Annotated in this window: 20 protein-coding genes; all 20 read left to right on the forward strand. The window is 63.7% G+C overall.

Annotated elements, in window-relative coordinates; translation table 11 throughout:
- Nucleotides 1-107 precede the first annotated feature (107 nt).
- The gene (locus IPM06_19740; protein MBK8772639.1) at nucleotides 108-473 is read left to right on the forward strand and encodes a P27 family phage terminase small subunit; all 366 of its coding nucleotides are present in this window, start codon (nucleotides 108-110) and stop codon (nucleotides 471-473) included.
- Nucleotides 470-2,023, forward strand: coding sequence for a terminase large subunit (locus IPM06_19745; GenBank protein MBK8772640.1), 1,554 nt, complete (start codon nucleotides 470-472; stop codon nucleotides 2,021-2,023). Before IPM06_19740 ends, IPM06_19745 begins: the two co-directional genes overlap by 4 nt.
- Nucleotides 2,020-2,190 (forward strand): hypothetical protein, encoded by a 171-nt coding sequence (locus IPM06_19750; GenBank protein MBK8772641.1) that lies wholly within the window; start codon nucleotides 2,020-2,022, stop codon nucleotides 2,188-2,190. Before IPM06_19745 ends, IPM06_19750 begins: the two co-directional genes overlap by 4 nt.
- 10 nt (nucleotides 2,191-2,200) lie before the next feature.
- Nucleotides 2,201-2,398: a hypothetical protein gene (locus IPM06_19755; GenBank protein MBK8772642.1), complete on the forward strand. Its 198-nt coding sequence runs from the start codon at nucleotides 2,201-2,203 to the stop codon at nucleotides 2,396-2,398.
- A gap of 120 nt (nucleotides 2,399-2,518) precedes the next feature.
- Nucleotides 2,519-4,144 (forward strand): phage portal protein, encoded by a 1,626-nt coding sequence (locus IPM06_19760; protein MBK8772643.1) that lies wholly within the window; start codon nucleotides 2,519-2,521, stop codon nucleotides 4,142-4,144.
- A 19-nt stretch (nucleotides 4,145-4,163) separates the two neighbouring features.
- A complete protein-coding gene (locus tag IPM06_19765; GenBank protein MBK8772644.1) occupies nucleotides 4,164-4,808 on the forward strand; it encodes an HK97 family phage prohead protease in 645 nt (214 codons plus the stop codon).
- 25 nt (nucleotides 4,809-4,833) lie between these two features.
- Complete coding sequence (locus IPM06_19770; GenBank protein MBK8772645.1) at nucleotides 4,834-6,021, forward strand: phage major capsid protein; 1,188 nt, start codon at nucleotides 4,834-4,836, stop codon at nucleotides 6,019-6,021.
- Nucleotides 6,022-6,173: 152 nt separating this feature from the next.
- Nucleotides 6,174-7,070, forward strand: coding sequence for a hypothetical protein (locus IPM06_19775; GenBank protein ID MBK8772646.1), 897 nt, complete (start codon nucleotides 6,174-6,176; stop codon nucleotides 7,068-7,070).
- 5 nt (nucleotides 7,071-7,075) lie between these two features.
- Nucleotides 7,076-7,627, forward strand: coding sequence for a hypothetical protein (locus IPM06_19780; GenBank protein ID MBK8772647.1), 552 nt, complete (start codon nucleotides 7,076-7,078; stop codon nucleotides 7,625-7,627).
- Nucleotides 7,624-8,208 (forward strand): phage head-tail connector protein, encoded by a 585-nt coding sequence (locus IPM06_19785; protein ID MBK8772648.1) that lies wholly within the window; start codon nucleotides 7,624-7,626, stop codon nucleotides 8,206-8,208. The genes IPM06_19780 and IPM06_19785 overlap by 4 nt, the downstream gene beginning before the upstream one ends.
- Entirely contained in the window at nucleotides 8,205-8,543 is a 339-nt protein-coding gene (locus tag IPM06_19790; GenBank protein ID MBK8772649.1) for a phage head closure protein, read from the forward strand. Before IPM06_19785 ends, IPM06_19790 begins: the two co-directional genes overlap by 4 nt.
- Nucleotides 8,544-8,575: 32 nt before the next feature.
- A complete protein-coding gene (locus IPM06_19795) occupies nucleotides 8,576-9,043 on the forward strand; it encodes an HK97 gp10 family phage protein (GenBank protein MBK8772650.1) in 468 nt (155 codons plus the stop codon).
- Nucleotides 9,043-9,426 (forward strand): DUF3168 domain-containing protein, encoded by a 384-nt coding sequence (locus IPM06_19800; GenBank protein MBK8772651.1) that lies wholly within the window; start codon nucleotides 9,043-9,045, stop codon nucleotides 9,424-9,426. Before IPM06_19795 ends, IPM06_19800 begins: the two co-directional genes overlap by 1 nt.
- 36 nt (nucleotides 9,427-9,462) lie before the next feature.
- Nucleotides 9,463-10,065, forward strand: a complete 603-nt coding sequence (locus tag IPM06_19805; protein MBK8772652.1) for a hypothetical protein — start codon at nucleotides 9,463-9,465, stop codon at nucleotides 10,063-10,065.
- Entirely contained in the window at nucleotides 10,065-10,442 is a 378-nt protein-coding gene (locus IPM06_19810; GenBank protein MBK8772653.1) for a hypothetical protein, read from the forward strand. Before IPM06_19805 ends, IPM06_19810 begins: the two co-directional genes overlap by 1 nt.
- An 8-nt stretch (nucleotides 10,443-10,450) precedes the next feature.
- On the forward strand, nucleotides 10,451-10,660 hold the full coding sequence (locus tag IPM06_19815; protein ID MBK8772654.1) for a hypothetical protein: 210 nt from the start codon (nucleotides 10,451-10,453) through the stop codon (nucleotides 10,658-10,660).
- Complete coding sequence (locus tag IPM06_19820; protein MBK8772655.1) at nucleotides 10,650-12,344, forward strand: hypothetical protein; 1,695 nt, start codon at nucleotides 10,650-10,652, stop codon at nucleotides 12,342-12,344. Before IPM06_19815 ends, IPM06_19820 begins: the two co-directional genes overlap by 11 nt.
- Entirely contained in the window at nucleotides 12,344-13,210 is an 867-nt protein-coding gene (locus IPM06_19825) for a hypothetical protein (protein MBK8772656.1), read from the forward strand. Before IPM06_19820 ends, IPM06_19825 begins: the two co-directional genes overlap by 1 nt.
- 9 nt (nucleotides 13,211-13,219) lie before the next feature.
- Complete coding sequence (locus IPM06_19830; protein MBK8772657.1) at nucleotides 13,220-13,534, forward strand: hypothetical protein; 315 nt, start codon at nucleotides 13,220-13,222, stop codon at nucleotides 13,532-13,534.
- 6 nt (nucleotides 13,535-13,540) lie between these two features.
- Nucleotides 13,541-15,092, forward strand: a 1,552-nt coding sequence (locus IPM06_19835; protein MBK8772658.1) for a hypothetical protein, incomplete at its 3' end; no start/stop codon positions are given.

The following is a 15,092-nucleotide window of genomic DNA, read 5'->3' on the forward strand; positions in this document are numbered from 1 at the left end:
CGGCGGTTTTGGAGTAAAAGTGCAGGGGCAAATAGTGCTCTATGGGAGTTAGGGGACCATTACCGACGAAACGAGGACCGTCGCCGCGTACGGCTGAGGGGGTCAAGTTGCGCCGCTTACCTAGCGAAGCGGACGCGATCTTCCTGCGGCTGGTGCGCGACATCGTTGGCTTGACGCCGGCGGATGTGGCCATGGTGGAAGACACGGCCAGGTGGATAGCGGTTGCCAAGGACGCCTATGCAGATCTATTGTCGGAGGGTCTTACCGTCACCGACACGGCCCACGGCAACCAAGAGGAAAGCCGCAAGAACCCGTTGCTGATCGTGATGCGCACAGCCAGCGAACAGATCCGCGCCAACGCGCAGCAGCTCGGCGCCACGCCGTTGGCCAGGGCGCGCATGCCGGAACCGGAACACGAACAACTGTCGCTTGCCGACATCCTGTTTGCGGACACGCCGGTCAGCCATGAATGACGGCCTATCGCTTCGACGAGCGCACCGCTATCGTGGCCGAACGGTTTTTCGACCGGATGCTGGTGCACGTGGAGGGTCCGATGGCGGGCCGTCCGTTTGTCTTGGAGCCATGGCAACGGCACATCGTGCGCGAGCTATGGGGCTGGAAGCAAGCGGACGGCGCGCGCCGCTATCGCAAGCTGTATCTGGAGGTTCCGCGCGGCAACGGCAAGTCAACGTTTGCGGCCGGGCTCGCGCTGTTGCTGTTAGCGGTGGACGGCGAGCAATCATCGAAAGTGTATTCGGCAGCCGCCGACAAGGGCCAGGCTGCCATCGTGTTCGAGACGGCAGAGAAGATGGTCAACGCGTCGCCGTTCCTGGCGCCACGCATCAAGCCCTACCGCAACCGAACGATGTCATACGACGACACGGGCAGCAAGTATGTAGTTTTGTCGTCGGACGCATTCACCAAGCACGGGCTGAATCCGCACGGGATCATCTTCGACGAATTACACGCGCAGCCGAACCGCGAATTGTACGACGTTCTGAATACGGCGATGGGCAAGCGGCGCCAGCCGATCATGATCATGATCACAACAGCCGGCTACGACCGCAACTCCATCTGCTGGGAGCAACACGAGTATGCGCGGCAGGTGCGCGATGGCGTGATCGACGACCCGACATTTCTGCCTGCGATCTGGTCATCGGAGGACGGCGACGACTGGACCGATCCCGCAGTGTGGGCAAAGGCCAACCCAAACTATGGGGTATCGGTGCGCGAGAGCTTTCTACAGCAGGAGTGCGCGACGGCGCTGGCGTCGCCAGCCTACCAGAACACATTTCGACGCCTGTATCTCAATCAGTGGACGCAGCAGGAGAACCGCTGGCTGGATATGTCGGCGTGGGGGGAATGTATGGCTGACATGCCGGACCTGGCCGGGCGGCCCTGCTATGGCGGGCTGGATCTGGCCACCACGACCGACATCGCGGCGTTTGTGCTAGCCTTTCCGCCACAGGCCGACGGCGAGCCCTATTGGCTGGTGCCGTATTTCTGGATTCCGGGCGCCAACATGGTGGAGCGCATCCGGCGCGATCGCGTGCCCTACGACGCGTGGGCGCGTGACGGCCTGCTGGAGGCAACGCCCGGCAACGTGATCGACTATGCAACCATCGAGCGCGACATCATTGCGCTGGGTGATCTATACGACATCCGCGAAATCGCCTTTGATCGCTGGGGCGCTGCGCAGATCTCGCAGAACCTGACGGCTGCCGGATTCACCATGGCGCAGATGGGGCAGGGGTTTGCGTCGATGGCGGCTCCGACTAAGGATCTGTTGCGGCTGGTCCTCTCCAAGCAGCTGGCGCACGACGGCAATCCCATTCTGCGCTGGATGGCTGACAACATGGTGGTGGAGCAAGACGCGGCGGGCAACGTAAAGCCAAGCAAGGCGAAATCTCGCGAAAAGATTGACGGTATGGTGGCGGCGATCATGGCGCTTGACCGCGCGTCGCGCAACCTGGGTGATAGCGGCAGATCGGTCTACGAAGAGCGCGGGGTGCTGACGATATGAAAACAATCGACCTGCCGGACATCGCCGTGATCGTTGGGGTTATCCTGATCGCCGTGGCCATCTACATGGCGCTAGGCGTCGTCGCCTTCATCGCGTTTATGGGCACGGTCCTGATCGTCATCGGCGCGCTGGCTGCGTGGAAACGGGCGCAACGGCCCGCGAGGTAACGTGTGCATCATGAGCAAACTGACGACGCGCGAGCGCGAGGTGGTGCGGCTCCTGGCGCTAGGAAAGCGGCAAACGGAGATCGCCAAATTATTGACGGTGAGCCCGCGCACGGTGGAGGCGCACGTGCGCAACGCACGCGGGAAGACCGGCGCAACGTCGGCGTTTGATCTGGCGGTGCGGGCAGCCATGGAGAATCTGAAAAAATAGGGGCAATCCCGCATAGACCACGCGTTCTAAAGTCGCTACGATGGCCGTAGCGACTTTTTTTGTTCCCGTGGGGGCGCCGTGGGATTCCTGAGCAGCCTATTTCAAACCGAACAGCGCAACGTGGGCGATCAGGTTCTGTCCAGCGTGGGCGAGACCTGGTATTCCTCTACCGCCGGCGTGCCCGTGTCCGAGCAGGGCAGCCTGCGCAACATGACAGTGTTTGCCTGCATTCGCATCGTTTCGCAATCGCTGGCGGCGGTGCCGCTGATCCTCTACGAACGCGACGGACGCAACCGAACACGGGCCACGGGCCATCCGCTTTATCCGGTGCTACACGACCAGGCCAACAGCGAGATGACGGCATTCGAGGTGCGCGAGACGCGTCTGGCGCATGCCATGCTGTGGGGCAACGCCTACGCCGAAATCGAATACGATGCCAACATGCAGGTTATCGGCCTGTGGCCGCTGCCGCCGGACCGCGTGGGCATCGAGCGCGACCGCACCAGCGGGCAACTCATTTACACCTACCTGCGCGACGACGGCAGCGGTTATGTGCTGCCAGGCTGGCGCGTGCAGCACCTGCGCTACATGATCCTGCGCGGCGTGGTGGGCATCAGTCCGATCCGCCAGGCGATGAACGCCATCGGGCTAGCGACGGCCACCGAAGAGTTCGGGGCATCCTATTTCAAAAACGGATCTCGCCCCAGCATCATCCTTAAGCACCCGGCCAAACTATCGCCAGAAGCCTATGTGCGTCTGCGCGATTCGTTTTCCGAAAACTGGCAGGGTTTGAAAAATGCGCATCGCATCAACATCTTGGAAGAGGGCATCAGCCCTGAGTCCATCGGCATTCCGCCCGAAGAAGCGCAGTTTTTAGAGACGCGCAACACGCAGATTGCAGAGGTCGCACGGCTCTATGGCGTGCCGCTGCATATGCTGGCCATCGGGCAAAGTGCCACATTCGCCAGCGCAGAACAGGACGCTATCAACTTCCGGCAGTTGACGCTCATGGAGTGGGCGCGGCGCGACGAACAGGCGCTAGAGCGTGACCTGCTGACGCCGGAAGAGCGTACGCGCATGTATTTGGAGTATCTGCTGGATGGCCTGGAGCGCGCCGACATCGCCACGCGCAGCGGGGCATTCAACACCATGCGCCAGGGCGGCGCCATCACGGCCAACGAGTGGCGCGAGCGCGAGAACCTGGACCCGCTTCCCGGCGGCGATGCGCTGCTGCAGCCGCTCAATATGGGCGTGGTGGGCGAGAGCGCACCGACGGCCGACGGTCCGGCGGCCAGGGCGATGGGCGGCGAGGGCGACATGCCAGCCAATAGCCAGTGCGAGGCATTCGCCATCTTGTTCGAGGATGCGGCCGCACGCGTCACCCGGCGCATCGCACAGGATGTGCGCAAAGCGGGCGGAAGCGCAGTGCGCAAGGGTGCGGAAGCCGGTTTTATTGCCTGGCTGGATGAATTCGTGCTGGGGCTGCCGCCAGTCGTGCGTGACACGCTGCTGCCGGTCGTGCGGGCGCAGGTGATGCAGGTGGCGGGCAACATCGTGGCTGCCGAACTGCGGTTAGATGGCGTGGCCAGCGAATACGCGGCCGACATCAGAGAACAGGCGGCGGGCGCCATGCTGGGCATGGCCGACATGCAGCCCGACGCGCGCGTCGAAATCATCGCGCAGCTGGTGGAGCGCAGTGCGCAGGGTCTCGCCGAGGATGCACAAGAGGCTGCGTTGGGTGACTGACCAGCGAAACGAGGACCGTATGAGCAAACGAACGTGGACAGTGACGGCGGAAGAAATCGAAGTGCGCAGCGAGCAGGAGGGCGGGAAACCGACCATCCAGGGCTACGCGGTGGTCTTCAACTCGCTTTCGGTGCCGATGCGCGACAAGCGCGGCGTCGAATTCCGCGAGCGGATTGCGCCTGGCGCCTTCGCCGATCACCTGCTGACGAATCCAGACATCCGTGCGCTGTGGAATCACAACCCGGACATGCCGCTGGGGCGCACCAAGAACGGCACGCTGCGCATTGTGGAGGATCATCGGGGACTGCGCGTGCAGATCGATCCGCCGGATACGACGTGGGGTCGCGACGCAGTGGAGGCCATCCGGGCGGGCGTGGTGGACGGCATGAGCTTTGTGTTTGGCATCCAGAAGGATGAATGGACGAAGGACGAACGCGGCAGCAACGTGCGCACGCTGCGCAAGTCCACATTGCATGAGGTATCTCCGGTCACATTCCCGGCCTACGAGTCGACAGAAGTAGGCGTGCGGAGTGAAGCCGATGGCGATATGCCGGATGTTCCGGCCGACGACGGGCAGGCGCCCGACGCTGGCCAGGCCGACGACGTTGTGTTGCGGGCGCAACAGGAACGCGAGCGGCGACTGCGGCTGCTTGATATTCACTAGACAGATTCAACGGGAGATCCGAGACATGAACACCTACGTGGTGGAATTACGACGCAAGGCCATCGAGGCACGCAATGTGGCATCGCTGGTGCACAAGGCTGCGGCCACCGAGACGCGCGGCTTTACGCCGGAAGAGCAGGGGCAGTGGGACCGGGCGATGGCGCAGGCCGAACAGTTCAACGCCGACGCCGACGCCGCCGAACAGCGCGAGCAGCGCATCGGCGCCATCACGGCCGGGGCGCCGATGGTCAACAGCAAGACCAAGCTCGGCGACAGCGAACAGGCTGCCATGGCGTACTACATCCGCACGGCGGATGCCAGCGCCATCCGCGAGCAGCGCGCATCCAATAACACCGGCATGAACATCGGGACCGCTGCCGACGGCGGCGACCTGGTTCCGACCGGCCACTTCAACCAGATTATCGCGCGCCGCGATGAGCTAATGCTGGCGCCGCGGCTTGGTGTGCGGCGCATCGCCGGCGTGGGAACCACGGTCAACGTGCCGATCGACAATGAAGCGGACGGCGAGTTCATCACCAAGGCCGAGATGGGCGACGACAACAGCACCAACGTTTTCGACCGCGATGCGCCTGCCGTCACCAAGGCCGCGATGACGCTGGTGAAGTACACCAAGAAAATCGAGCTCACTGATGAGTTGCTGGCCGACGAAGACAGCAACCTGCTCGCATTCATCGAACAGTTTGTCGGCCGCGGCATGGCCAAGACGCACAACGATCTGCTGCTGACCGAAGCTGCCTCGGGCGGCACGGCTGCGCTCACCTTCGACAGCGCATCGACCATCGGCGCCAGCGAGGTCCCCGAGTTGTGGTATCTGCTGCCGGACTTTTACGCCACCGATGAACCGAGCGTGGGCTGGATCATGCGGCGCTCCACTGAGGGCGTGATCCGCGGCCTGGCCGGAACCACCAACTTCTACTACTCGCCGACGCCGGGCGGAACCATCGGCGGGCGGCCGACGCTGTGGGGCGCGCCGCTTTACAACAGTGGCAAGGCGGCCGCCATCGCAGCCAGCGCGAAGTCCATGTACCTGGGCAACTGGTACTACATGGGCCTGCGCGAGGCGCCGGCAATCACGGTGCTGCGCGATCCGTACACTGTGGACGGCAAGGTGATCTTGAAATACTACTTCCGGGCGGTATACAAGACGCTGCAAGCTGCCGCCATCATCTACGGCACGCACCCGACGGCCTGACATTGAGTTCTCTACGGCTGCCGGTGAAGGCGCTGGCAGTCGTAGACCGCATGGCCAGGTAATGTTGGCCATGCGGTCCGCATCTGTGCCAACCGGATTGCCAGAAGAGCCCGAACCGGTATCGTTCCGCTTATTCGTTCCTGTGGCGATAAATGACTGAACGCATTCTGATCTTCACGCCAACCTACGACTACCCGAACGGCGATCCAGCCATGGCTCCCGAGTGCGAGGCCGCCATCCGCACCCAGCAGATGGCGGCCGACTGGACATGGACGATCGGGCGTCACAACCCGTTTCCAGGGTCCGACCACCGCAACGTCCTGGCACAATATCAACAGGCGCGCCAGGTGATGCTGGACGGCGGTTACGATGCGCTGCTGACCATCGAGCACGACAACGTGTTGCCCGACGACAATGCCGTGCAGAGGCTGCTGGACACGCCGGGCGATGTCATCTATGCGCCCTACGTGCTGCGCCACGGCGTGCATGTGCTGTCCGTGTGGCGGTATAGCGGCGATTTCAACATAGGCGAATCGTTGACCCTGCACCAGGACGAACTGGCGCACGCGCGCCGGGCCGTCGTCTGGCGCGTCTCCGGCGTCGGCATGGGCTGCACGCTATTTCGTCGCCATGCGTTGGAGCAGATTGCATTCCGACCCGGCCAGGGCAATTCCTACGCGCCCGACATACCGTTTGCGCAGGACGCGCTGCGGCTGGGGCTGATCAGCAACGCCCGCATGGACGTGCCCGTGCTGCACAGGCAAAATGAGGACTGGCTGCACCCGTATATGACTATCGGTCTCAAAAAATACTTTTGCCGCGTCAATGTGAACGCACTGGCCACCGACGGCGAGCGTTTTACGCTCGTGCAGGGCACGGAAATTGAAATGCTGCCGTCCCAGGCCTACGATCTGGTGCGCGCCGGGTTCCTGACCATCTTCGACCAACACCTTCTGGCGGCGCAGGCCGAAGTGGAAGCGGCAACCGCCGAACCGGACGGCGAGGCAGCCGTGCTGCCGAACCCGAAACGACGCAAGGCGGCGCACTGATGCCAATGCTTGAGGTCGTCACGCGCACGTTCCGCCGACCGACTATGCTCGCGGCCAACAAGGCCAGCGTAGCCGATCAGGTCGGTGGCAGCGTGAAGCATACGATACTGGTCGACCAGTTCGGCGCCGGCGTTCCGGCCGCCAATGCCGGACTGGCGACATTTGAGCCGGTCGGTGATTACGTGTGGATACTCGACGACGACGACGTGTGCATTTATCCGCATCTGGCAGTCGACCTGGCGCGCATCGCCGACACGCATCGCAATCCACCGGCTGTGATCGTGCGCATGGACCACGGCAGCCTGGGCGTGCTGCCGCATGACGGCATTTGGGGAGTGGCGGTGCATGAGGCCGGTATTGGTACCAGCGGGATTATCACGCGGCGCGACGTGTGGATGCAGCACAGGCAGGCGTGGGCATCGGCCCGCTACGCCAGCGATTACGATTTTATCGCTGCTGTATGGGCGGCGTGCGGCCCGCAGATTGTGTGGCATGACGTTGTGGCAAGCCGCGTGCAGCGCATCAGCCACGGCCAACCGGAGGCGGTGACATTGTGAGCGATTTCGACGGCCAGGTGCGCGTGGTTACGGCGCCGACAATCGAGCCGGTGACATTGGCGGAGGCGAAGGTTGACCTGCGCGTCGATCATACCGAAGACGACACGCTGATCACTGGGCTGATCGTGGCGGCGCGCCAGGAGGCGGAGGTGCTGGCACGGCGCGCGCTCATTAACCGCACGCTGGAAATGGCGCTGTGCGGGTGGCCCGCTACCGCAAAGATTTACCTGCCGTATCCGCCGGCGGTGAGCGTGACCAGCGTAACCTACTACGACATCAGCAACGTGCTGCAGACGATGACGGCAGCGGACTACATGCTGATATCGGACATCGAGCCGGCTATCGTGGCGCTCGCCTACAACAAATCATGGCCGAGCGCGAGCCTGCGCGAAGTCATGCCCGTGCGCGTGCGCTGGGTGGCGGGCTACGGCGCTACGGCTGCGTCCGTTCCGGATCGCTACAAGGTGCTGATCCGGTCGTTGGTGGCCGTGCGCTATGAGTCGCGCGACGAATTGACGCCGGCGCAGGAACGGCAGCTCGCCAACATCCGGGCGGCTTTGCAGATGGAATGGGGCTGGTGATGATCGGCAAATTTCGCCATCGTGTAATTCTCCAGACGGCTACCATCGCCCGCAGCGCGCGCGGTGCGGAGGAAATGACCTGGACGGATACCGCGACGGTGTACGCCGATATCCGCACGGTTGGCGGCCAGGAGCAGGTGCTGGCCAGCCAGTTGGAGGTGGCGACGCTGCTGCACACGATCACGATCCGCTATCGCACCGGGATCGTGCCAAAAATGCGTCTGAAATGGGGCGCGCGCGTGTTTTCGATTGAAGCGGTGATCGAGCAAGACAACCGCATGCGCAGCCTGGTGCTGATGTGCACGGAATTAGTTGGCGTGAATCGGGTGCTCTAGTGGCAAGACGACGATCTATCCAACATGTGGATGTGACCTGGTACGGGGATGAGTTCCTCGCCATCGTAGAACGCAACGGCGACGAAGCGTTGTTTGCTGCCGGTCAAATCGTGCTGGCGGAAGCCGAACGGCGCGCACCGTCCAAGAGCGGCAAGCTGCGCAAGAGCGGCTACATCTCAACGCAGAACCGGTCCACCTACGTGCGGCGCGCATACTGGCGCAAGGAGAAGAAGCCACCAAAGAACACGGTAACGGTTGGCTTTGCGGCGCCGCACGCGCACCTGATCGAGAGCGGGCGGCGGACAACAGGCGCGATCGCGCCGCGCAAGCGCCGGGCGCTGGCCGTCAACGGCAACTTTCGCAGCCGCTCCCGCTACGGCAAGTCGGCGGCCCGGCCGTTCCTGGGTCCGGCCATCGACGCCACACGCGAGACGATGGTGCAGGAACTGGCGGCGGTGCTGCGCAAGCGGCTTGAAGCCGGCATGCCAGGGGGGCGCTAATGGATCTCTCTGTAATCATCCATGATCGCCTGGTGGCAAACGCGGCGGTGGCGGCGATTGTCGGCACCAACGTGTTTCTGGAGGAATCGCCCGATGACGCCGACCTGCCTTTGATCGTCTACGCCAGTCGGCTGGGCGATGCGGTGGACGGCAGCGCATTGGTGTCACCAGCGACGGTGACGGTGCACGGCTACGCATCCAGCGATGATACTGCGCAATCGCTAGGGGCGGCCATCAGCGCGGCGCTAGAGGGCGGCGGCGGGGTCAGCGGAACGACGCGGCTGCACTGTCTCTCGCTGGAGGCATGGGAGGAAGCGCGCAGCTCCGAAGAAAATCTATGGGGTCGCCTGCTCGCATTTTCAGGCACGGTGGTCCGCGGGTAGCAATGGTTTCCCGGCACACGGGAAAGGGAGTCAGACATGGCAGTTGCAGACATTTTGGTAGGACCGATCAACATTTGGTACAGCCCGGTGGGCACTGCGCTGCCGAGCATCAACACAATCGCCGTGGGCGCGTCGTTCGGCGCGGGCTGGGTGTCGGCAGGCATGACGCTGGCTCCGCTCTCCCTGAGCTACGAAGCGGATGAATTTGAACTGGAGGTGGAACAGTACCCCAGCCCGGTATCTCGCGCGCGCACGAAAGAGAAGGCGCTGATCGAGACGCAGTTGGCGGAGTTCACCGCGGCCAATCTCCTGCTGGCGCTCGCGTCGACGCAGACCGTCACCGCGGTGGCGGCGGGCGCAAGCGTCCATGCCAGCGACACGCTCAAGTTCGGCGGCGACATCCTGTTGCCCATGCTCCAGTGGGGCTTTGAAACGTGGGCGCTTGACGCCAGTTCGAACAAGCTGCCCAAGCGCGTGTTCATCTACAAGGCAACCGCGTCCATCGGCGGCAAGCTGGAATTTTCGAAGAAAGCCGCACTGGGCATCCCGCTCAAGATCTCGGCACTGGTGGACACGGCCAAGACGGCGGGCCAGCAGTTGATGGAGTTCCAGATCGTGACCGGGTGGAAGACCAGCTAATGCCACAGCACATTGACATCGTTCTTGGCGGTCGCACGTTCGCGGTTCAGCAGCTTACCATTCGCGCCGATGCGGCCTGGCGCAAGAAGGTCAAGGAGATCGTAGAGCCGATCTCCGAACTGGCGACCGGGCGGTGCGGTGGCCGCGCCGACGCCGGCCGACCTGCGCAAGTGGTCGGCCAGGTCCCGGCCCTGATCGTGGATCCGGGCGCGGTGATCGATGCGGTGCTGGACTACAGCCCCACACTCGCCAATGAGCGCGAGTGGATCGAAACCAATGCCTACTCCGATGAGGCGCTCCAGGCGTTACTGGCGCTTTTTTTCGGTATGACGGCGGCGGCGAATGGCTCGACGCCGAAACTGCCGGTGACGACCTAGAAGAACTGATGATCGCCGTCTACCCGACCATAGACGGCGATGCGCTCACGCAGACGCGGTTGCTGGGCGCGTGGGTGCGGCGCAAACGCTTTGAAGCGCGCTTGGTTGCGCTGGAAGTCGCCAAGATGTTCAGCGGCACAGCGGACCCGGAGCGCGTGAGCGAAGAACAGATGTGGGCCGAGATGGGCATCAAGCCGGTGATATACGATGGCAGTTAAACTAGCCGACGCAACCGCATACATTTCAGCCGACAGCAGCAACCTCGACGGCGAGCTATCCGGCGCTGAGGGTAAGGTCAGCGGCATGGGCGGCAGGATGGGAAGCGTCCTGCAGGGCATCGGCATGTCCGTCGGCATGGGCATCGCCAACATTGCCGCCGACGCCGTGGGCAAGGTCGTCGCCTTTATGGGCGATTCGGTTACAGCCGCGTCGGACCTGAACGAAACGATGTCGAAAACGGGCGTCGTGTTCGGGGATTCGTCCGCGGCCGTGATGGCATGGGCCGAAAACGCCGCGACCGCGCTTGGGCAGAGTCGCCAGGGCGCGCTGGACGCGGCCAGCACATTTGGTAATCTATTTGTCAGCATGGGCATGGGCGCCGGCGATTCGGCGGACATGTCGATGGGGCTGACACAGTTGGCGTCCGACCTGGCCAGCTTCAACAACATCGACCCGACGGTGGCGCTTGAGAAATTGCGCGCCGGTATGCTGGGACAGTCGGAGCCGATGCAGGCGTTGGGCGTCAACATGACCGCGGCGGCCGTCACGGCGCGAGCCCTCGAGATGGGGTTGGCGGCCACCACCGACACCTTGACGCCGGCGATGCTAGCGCAGGCGCGCTACTCGATCATCCTCGATCAGACCAAGACAGCCCAGGGTGACTTTGCACGCACGTCGGACGGCCTCGCCAACCAACAGCGCATCATGGATTCGCAGTGGCAGGATATGTCCGCCACCGTCGGCCAGGCGCTGCTACCGGTGCAGTTGGCCCTGGTGCAGACGATGAACGACCTGACGCAGCGCGTGCTGCCGCCATTGGCTGCGTTCATCGGCGAGCAAGTTGTGCCGGCCATGGAAGCGATTGCCAGCGTCATCCGCACCAGCGTCGGCCCGATGATCGAACAGGCCATGGCGTGGTTCAATTCGCTTGGCAGCACCATGGACACGCAGACCAACGGGCCGATGAACGTGTTGGCGGCATGGTTCACCGAGAACATGCCGCGCATCCAGCAGATCGTGACATCCGTCCTGCAGACGATGCAGGCATTTTGGGATGAACACGGCGCGCGCATCACAAGCGTGGTGCAGACGTTGTTCGGCTGGCTGACATCCTTTTGGGACACGCAGTTCCGCACCATCCTCAATATCGTACAGGTGTTCCTGCAATTATTCACAGGCGACTTTGAGGGGGCCGGGCAGACGGTGCGCACCATCCTCAACGACTGGCGCATTTTCTTCACCAATATGTTTACGGAGTTGGGCCAGATCATCCTGCGCGTCGATTGGGGCGGCATCGGGCGCGGCATCATTGACGGCATTATTCAGGGCATCCGCAACGGCATCGGCGCGATTGGCGACGCCGCGCGTGATGCGGCAGAAGAGGCCAAGCGCGCCGCCATGGATCTACTTGGCATCCATTCGCCGTCGGCAGTGGCGGCCAAAGAGATCGGGTTGCCGTTTGCGCAGGGCATCGGGGTCGGTATCAGCACCGAGTTGCAGCGCATGTCGTCGTCGGTGGCCACCGGCATTAACGGCATGCTGGGGTCCATCCAGCCGGCTGGGGCCGGGGCCGGAGCCACCAATATCACGATCAACATCAACGGCTACCAGGACGGCGCGGGCGTGGGCGCGGCGGCGCGCGGCGGCGTGTTGTCGGCACTGCGCGCCAAGGGGCAACGCTGATGGCGAGCTATCAGATTTACGAATTCAACGGCGTGGCGCTGCCGCTCTACAACCCGGAAGCGGACCACTCCACAGGCAGCGTGCCGTCCACTCTGCGCCCGTCGATTGGCGGCATATTTGACGTGTACGGCGCGCGCCAACGGCTGCCGGATACCGTGCAGTTTGGCGTACGCGGCACCTATGCCGCGGGCAACGGCAGCACGCTGCTGGTCGACCACGCGGGCAGATATATCATCACGCACAGTGGCAGCCGCATCCTGGTGGCATCGCCGCTCCAGTGGCTGCGCTTGCAGGTTGACACCATGCGCGCACAGATCGGCGTGCGCGGCACCATCCGCCGCCGACGCTGGGACGATACGACGGTCACGCAGTGGAAGACGGCGCGCCTGTTATCGCTGCAAGAAAAAAGCAACACGCAGGCGCGCACGGGCATGGCCGAATACGACCTGCTGTTCGAGACGGCACATGCGGCCTGGCGGTCCTTCGCAGCCAGCACCGTGACTGAAAACCTGGTTGCCAACAACTGGTGCGCGCTCAACGTCACCAGCGACGGCAATGCGCCGGTGACGGATCCGACCATCACCATCGCAGCCAGCGGCACCATCACCAGCATCCAGATCGTGTGCATGGCGCTGGATGTCGATCTGCGCTGGGTCGGCAGCGTGGCCAGCGGTCGATCACTCGTGATCAGTTGCGGCGCGATGTCGGTGCTGCGCGCGGGCGTGGATGCCTACAGCGGGTTTGCGCTGGGGGCCGGGCACATGGCGCGCGGCTGGCTGCCGTTGGCGGCGGGCATCAACACGCTCTTGGTCTACGCCGACGGTCCGGGCACGGTTGCGGTCGGACACTACAATCAGTTCATTTGAGAGGCAAGCATGGATTTTCTACAACAGGTGGCGCGGGCAGAGAACGCAGAGTTCCAAATGCAAGTGAGGCAGGCGGCGGTGACGCGCGCCATCCAGGTGATGGACATCGCGCCGGCCAACACGCCGGAAGACATCGAATTGCAGCGCAAGCGCGCCGCGCTAGCGCGCGAGGTGCTGCTAGACTCCAACCGATTGGCGCGCGCCTTTGCGCCGGCGGTCGCCAGCAATCCGGGGTTGGTTGAAAACTTCACGGACGCCGATCTGCAATTCACGCTCAACACCTATTGGGACGCACTGGCAGGGATCATCAAAGATCCGGCCTGATAGCCTATGCAATTTTACGTAGACATTGAAGACGCCGCAGGCAACAAGTTGGGCGCCGGTCCAATCGTATCGGCGGCGGATTGGCGCGTGCAACGCCGCATGGATGAAGCGGGCACGTGGTCGTTCAGCGCGCCGCTCGCCGACGTGCGCCTGGCGCAAGCGACGCCGCGCCGCTACGCGCACGTCTACGCACTGATCAACAGCATCTGGACGTGGGTCGGCGGCGGACCAATCGACAGCGTTGCCACCAGCGTCGACGCCGACGGCTACGCCACGGCTACGGTGTCGGGCGGCGATCTCCTGCGCGAACTGGCATGGCGCACCGTCGGCAATCTGGCGGTGAGCGACGGCGCGGGCGGGCCGACTACGCACGCGGCGGCGGTGGCGGCGGTGGCGGCCTACGCGCCCGCGGGGTGGACGCTGACAGCCGACAGCGCGCCCGGTTCGAATGAGATCTACGGGCAGTTCGGCGGCGAGTCGGTGCTGTCGGCGCTGGGCGCGATTGCCGAGCGCAGTCGCAGCCATTTCTATTTGTCAGGTAAGCGCACGCTTGCCTTCGCGTCCACGTTTGCGGATGCGGGCGTGCATGCCATCCAGGCACGCGGCGATCTGACGCCGGGCGCGACGGCCATCACCGATCTGGCGCTCGATCAGTCCTCCTACGAATTGTTCAGCCGCATCATTCCGGTCGGCGCGGGGCAGGCGCAAGCCGCGCTGACCCTGCGCGCCACCAGCCGCACGGCGGCGGCGGGCTACACGCTGGATGCGGTGACAAACTACCTGCGCGCCGATGCCACCGAAACCGCTTACGGGCGTTGCGAACAGACGGTGGCCTTCCGCGACATCGGGCCGATCTCCAACACCACGGCGGATGTGATCGCGGCCGCCGACGCGCTATTCGATGCGGCGGAATACTGGCTGCAACAGCACGCCGCGCCGATCACGTCCTATCGTGTGGCGGTGGCCGAATGCCCGGTCCTCTTGCGTCCGCTGCAATCGATCGGTCTGGTCTACCGCGACATCGACAGCGGGATCGACATCGACGCCGACCTGATGATTTTGGCGGTAGAGTGGACAGGCGACGCCGACGGTATACGCACGGCTAGCCTGACTGTGGCCGACAGCGGGCAGTGGCCTATCGACGACACGCAGGCAGTGGTAGAGAGCATCGCATCGGGCGCAATCTACCAGGCGTTGCCGCAGCTAAACGCCAATGCCTACGTGATCGCCTACTCCAAGAATCTTGACGAAGTGCAGGCGAACCCGGCTGAATTTCGTTTCCGCTTTGACGAAGAAGTGACGCAGCTCACGCGCATCGTGTTTGACTTCCAGATCCTTGCGCTGGAATCGACGGTCAAGTCGGTCGGGCTGGAAACGTCAACAGGCGGCACGATCACCACCAGCTACAGCGGATCGAGCGGCGGGTCAGGAACCGCCACCACGGGCGCGCCATCCGCCACCGACACGGGCGCGCCATCGAACAACACGTCAGGCGCGCCGTCCACCGACACGTCGGGCACCGCTACGGGCAGTACGGGCGTGCCGTCCAGCGACACGT

The organism is Hyphomicrobiales bacterium (assembly GCA_016710435.1).
GTDB lineage: Bacteria > Pseudomonadota > Alphaproteobacteria > Rhizobiales > Aestuariivirgaceae > Aestuariivirga.

Excerpts from the sequence above, each read along its gene's own strand:
- IPM06_19745 (MBK8772640.1), top strand. The coding sequence starts at position 470 with ATGACGGCCTATCGCTTCGACGAGCGCACCGCTATCGTGGCCGAACGG.
- IPM06_19750 (MBK8772641.1), top strand. The coding sequence starts at position 2,020 with ATGAAAACAATCGACCTGCCGGACATCGCCGTGATCGTTGGGGTTATC.
- IPM06_19755 (MBK8772642.1), top strand. The coding sequence starts at position 2,201 with ATGAGCAAACTGACGACGCGCGAGCGCGAGGTGGTGCGGCTCCTGGCG.
- IPM06_19765 (MBK8772644.1), top strand. The coding sequence starts at position 4,164 with ATGAGCAAACGAACGTGGACAGTGACGGCGGAAGAAATCGAAGTGCGC.
- IPM06_19770 (MBK8772645.1), top strand. The coding sequence starts at position 4,834 with ATGAACACCTACGTGGTGGAATTACGACGCAAGGCCATCGAGGCACGC.
- IPM06_19775 (MBK8772646.1), top strand. The coding sequence starts at position 6,174 with ATGACTGAACGCATTCTGATCTTCACGCCAACCTACGACTACCCGAAC.
- IPM06_19780 (MBK8772647.1), top strand. The coding sequence starts at position 7,076 with ATGCTTGAGGTCGTCACGCGCACGTTCCGCCGACCGACTATGCTCGCG.
- IPM06_19800 (MBK8772651.1), top strand. The coding sequence starts at position 9,043 with ATGGATCTCTCTGTAATCATCCATGATCGCCTGGTGGCAAACGCGGCG.
- IPM06_19805 (MBK8772652.1), top strand. The coding sequence starts at position 9,463 with ATGGCAGTTGCAGACATTTTGGTAGGACCGATCAACATTTGGTACAGC.
- IPM06_19810 (MBK8772653.1), top strand. The coding sequence starts at position 10,065 with ATGCCACAGCACATTGACATCGTTCTTGGCGGTCGCACGTTCGCGGTT.
- IPM06_19815 (MBK8772654.1), top strand. The coding sequence starts at position 10,451 with ATGATCGCCGTCTACCCGACCATAGACGGCGATGCGCTCACGCAGACG.
- IPM06_19820 (MBK8772655.1), top strand. The coding sequence starts at position 10,650 with ATGGCAGTTAAACTAGCCGACGCAACCGCATACATTTCAGCCGACAGC.
- IPM06_19825 (MBK8772656.1), top strand. The coding sequence starts at position 12,344 with ATGGCGAGCTATCAGATTTACGAATTCAACGGCGTGGCGCTGCCGCTC.
- IPM06_19830 (MBK8772657.1), top strand. The coding sequence starts at position 13,220 with ATGGATTTTCTACAACAGGTGGCGCGGGCAGAGAACGCAGAGTTCCAA.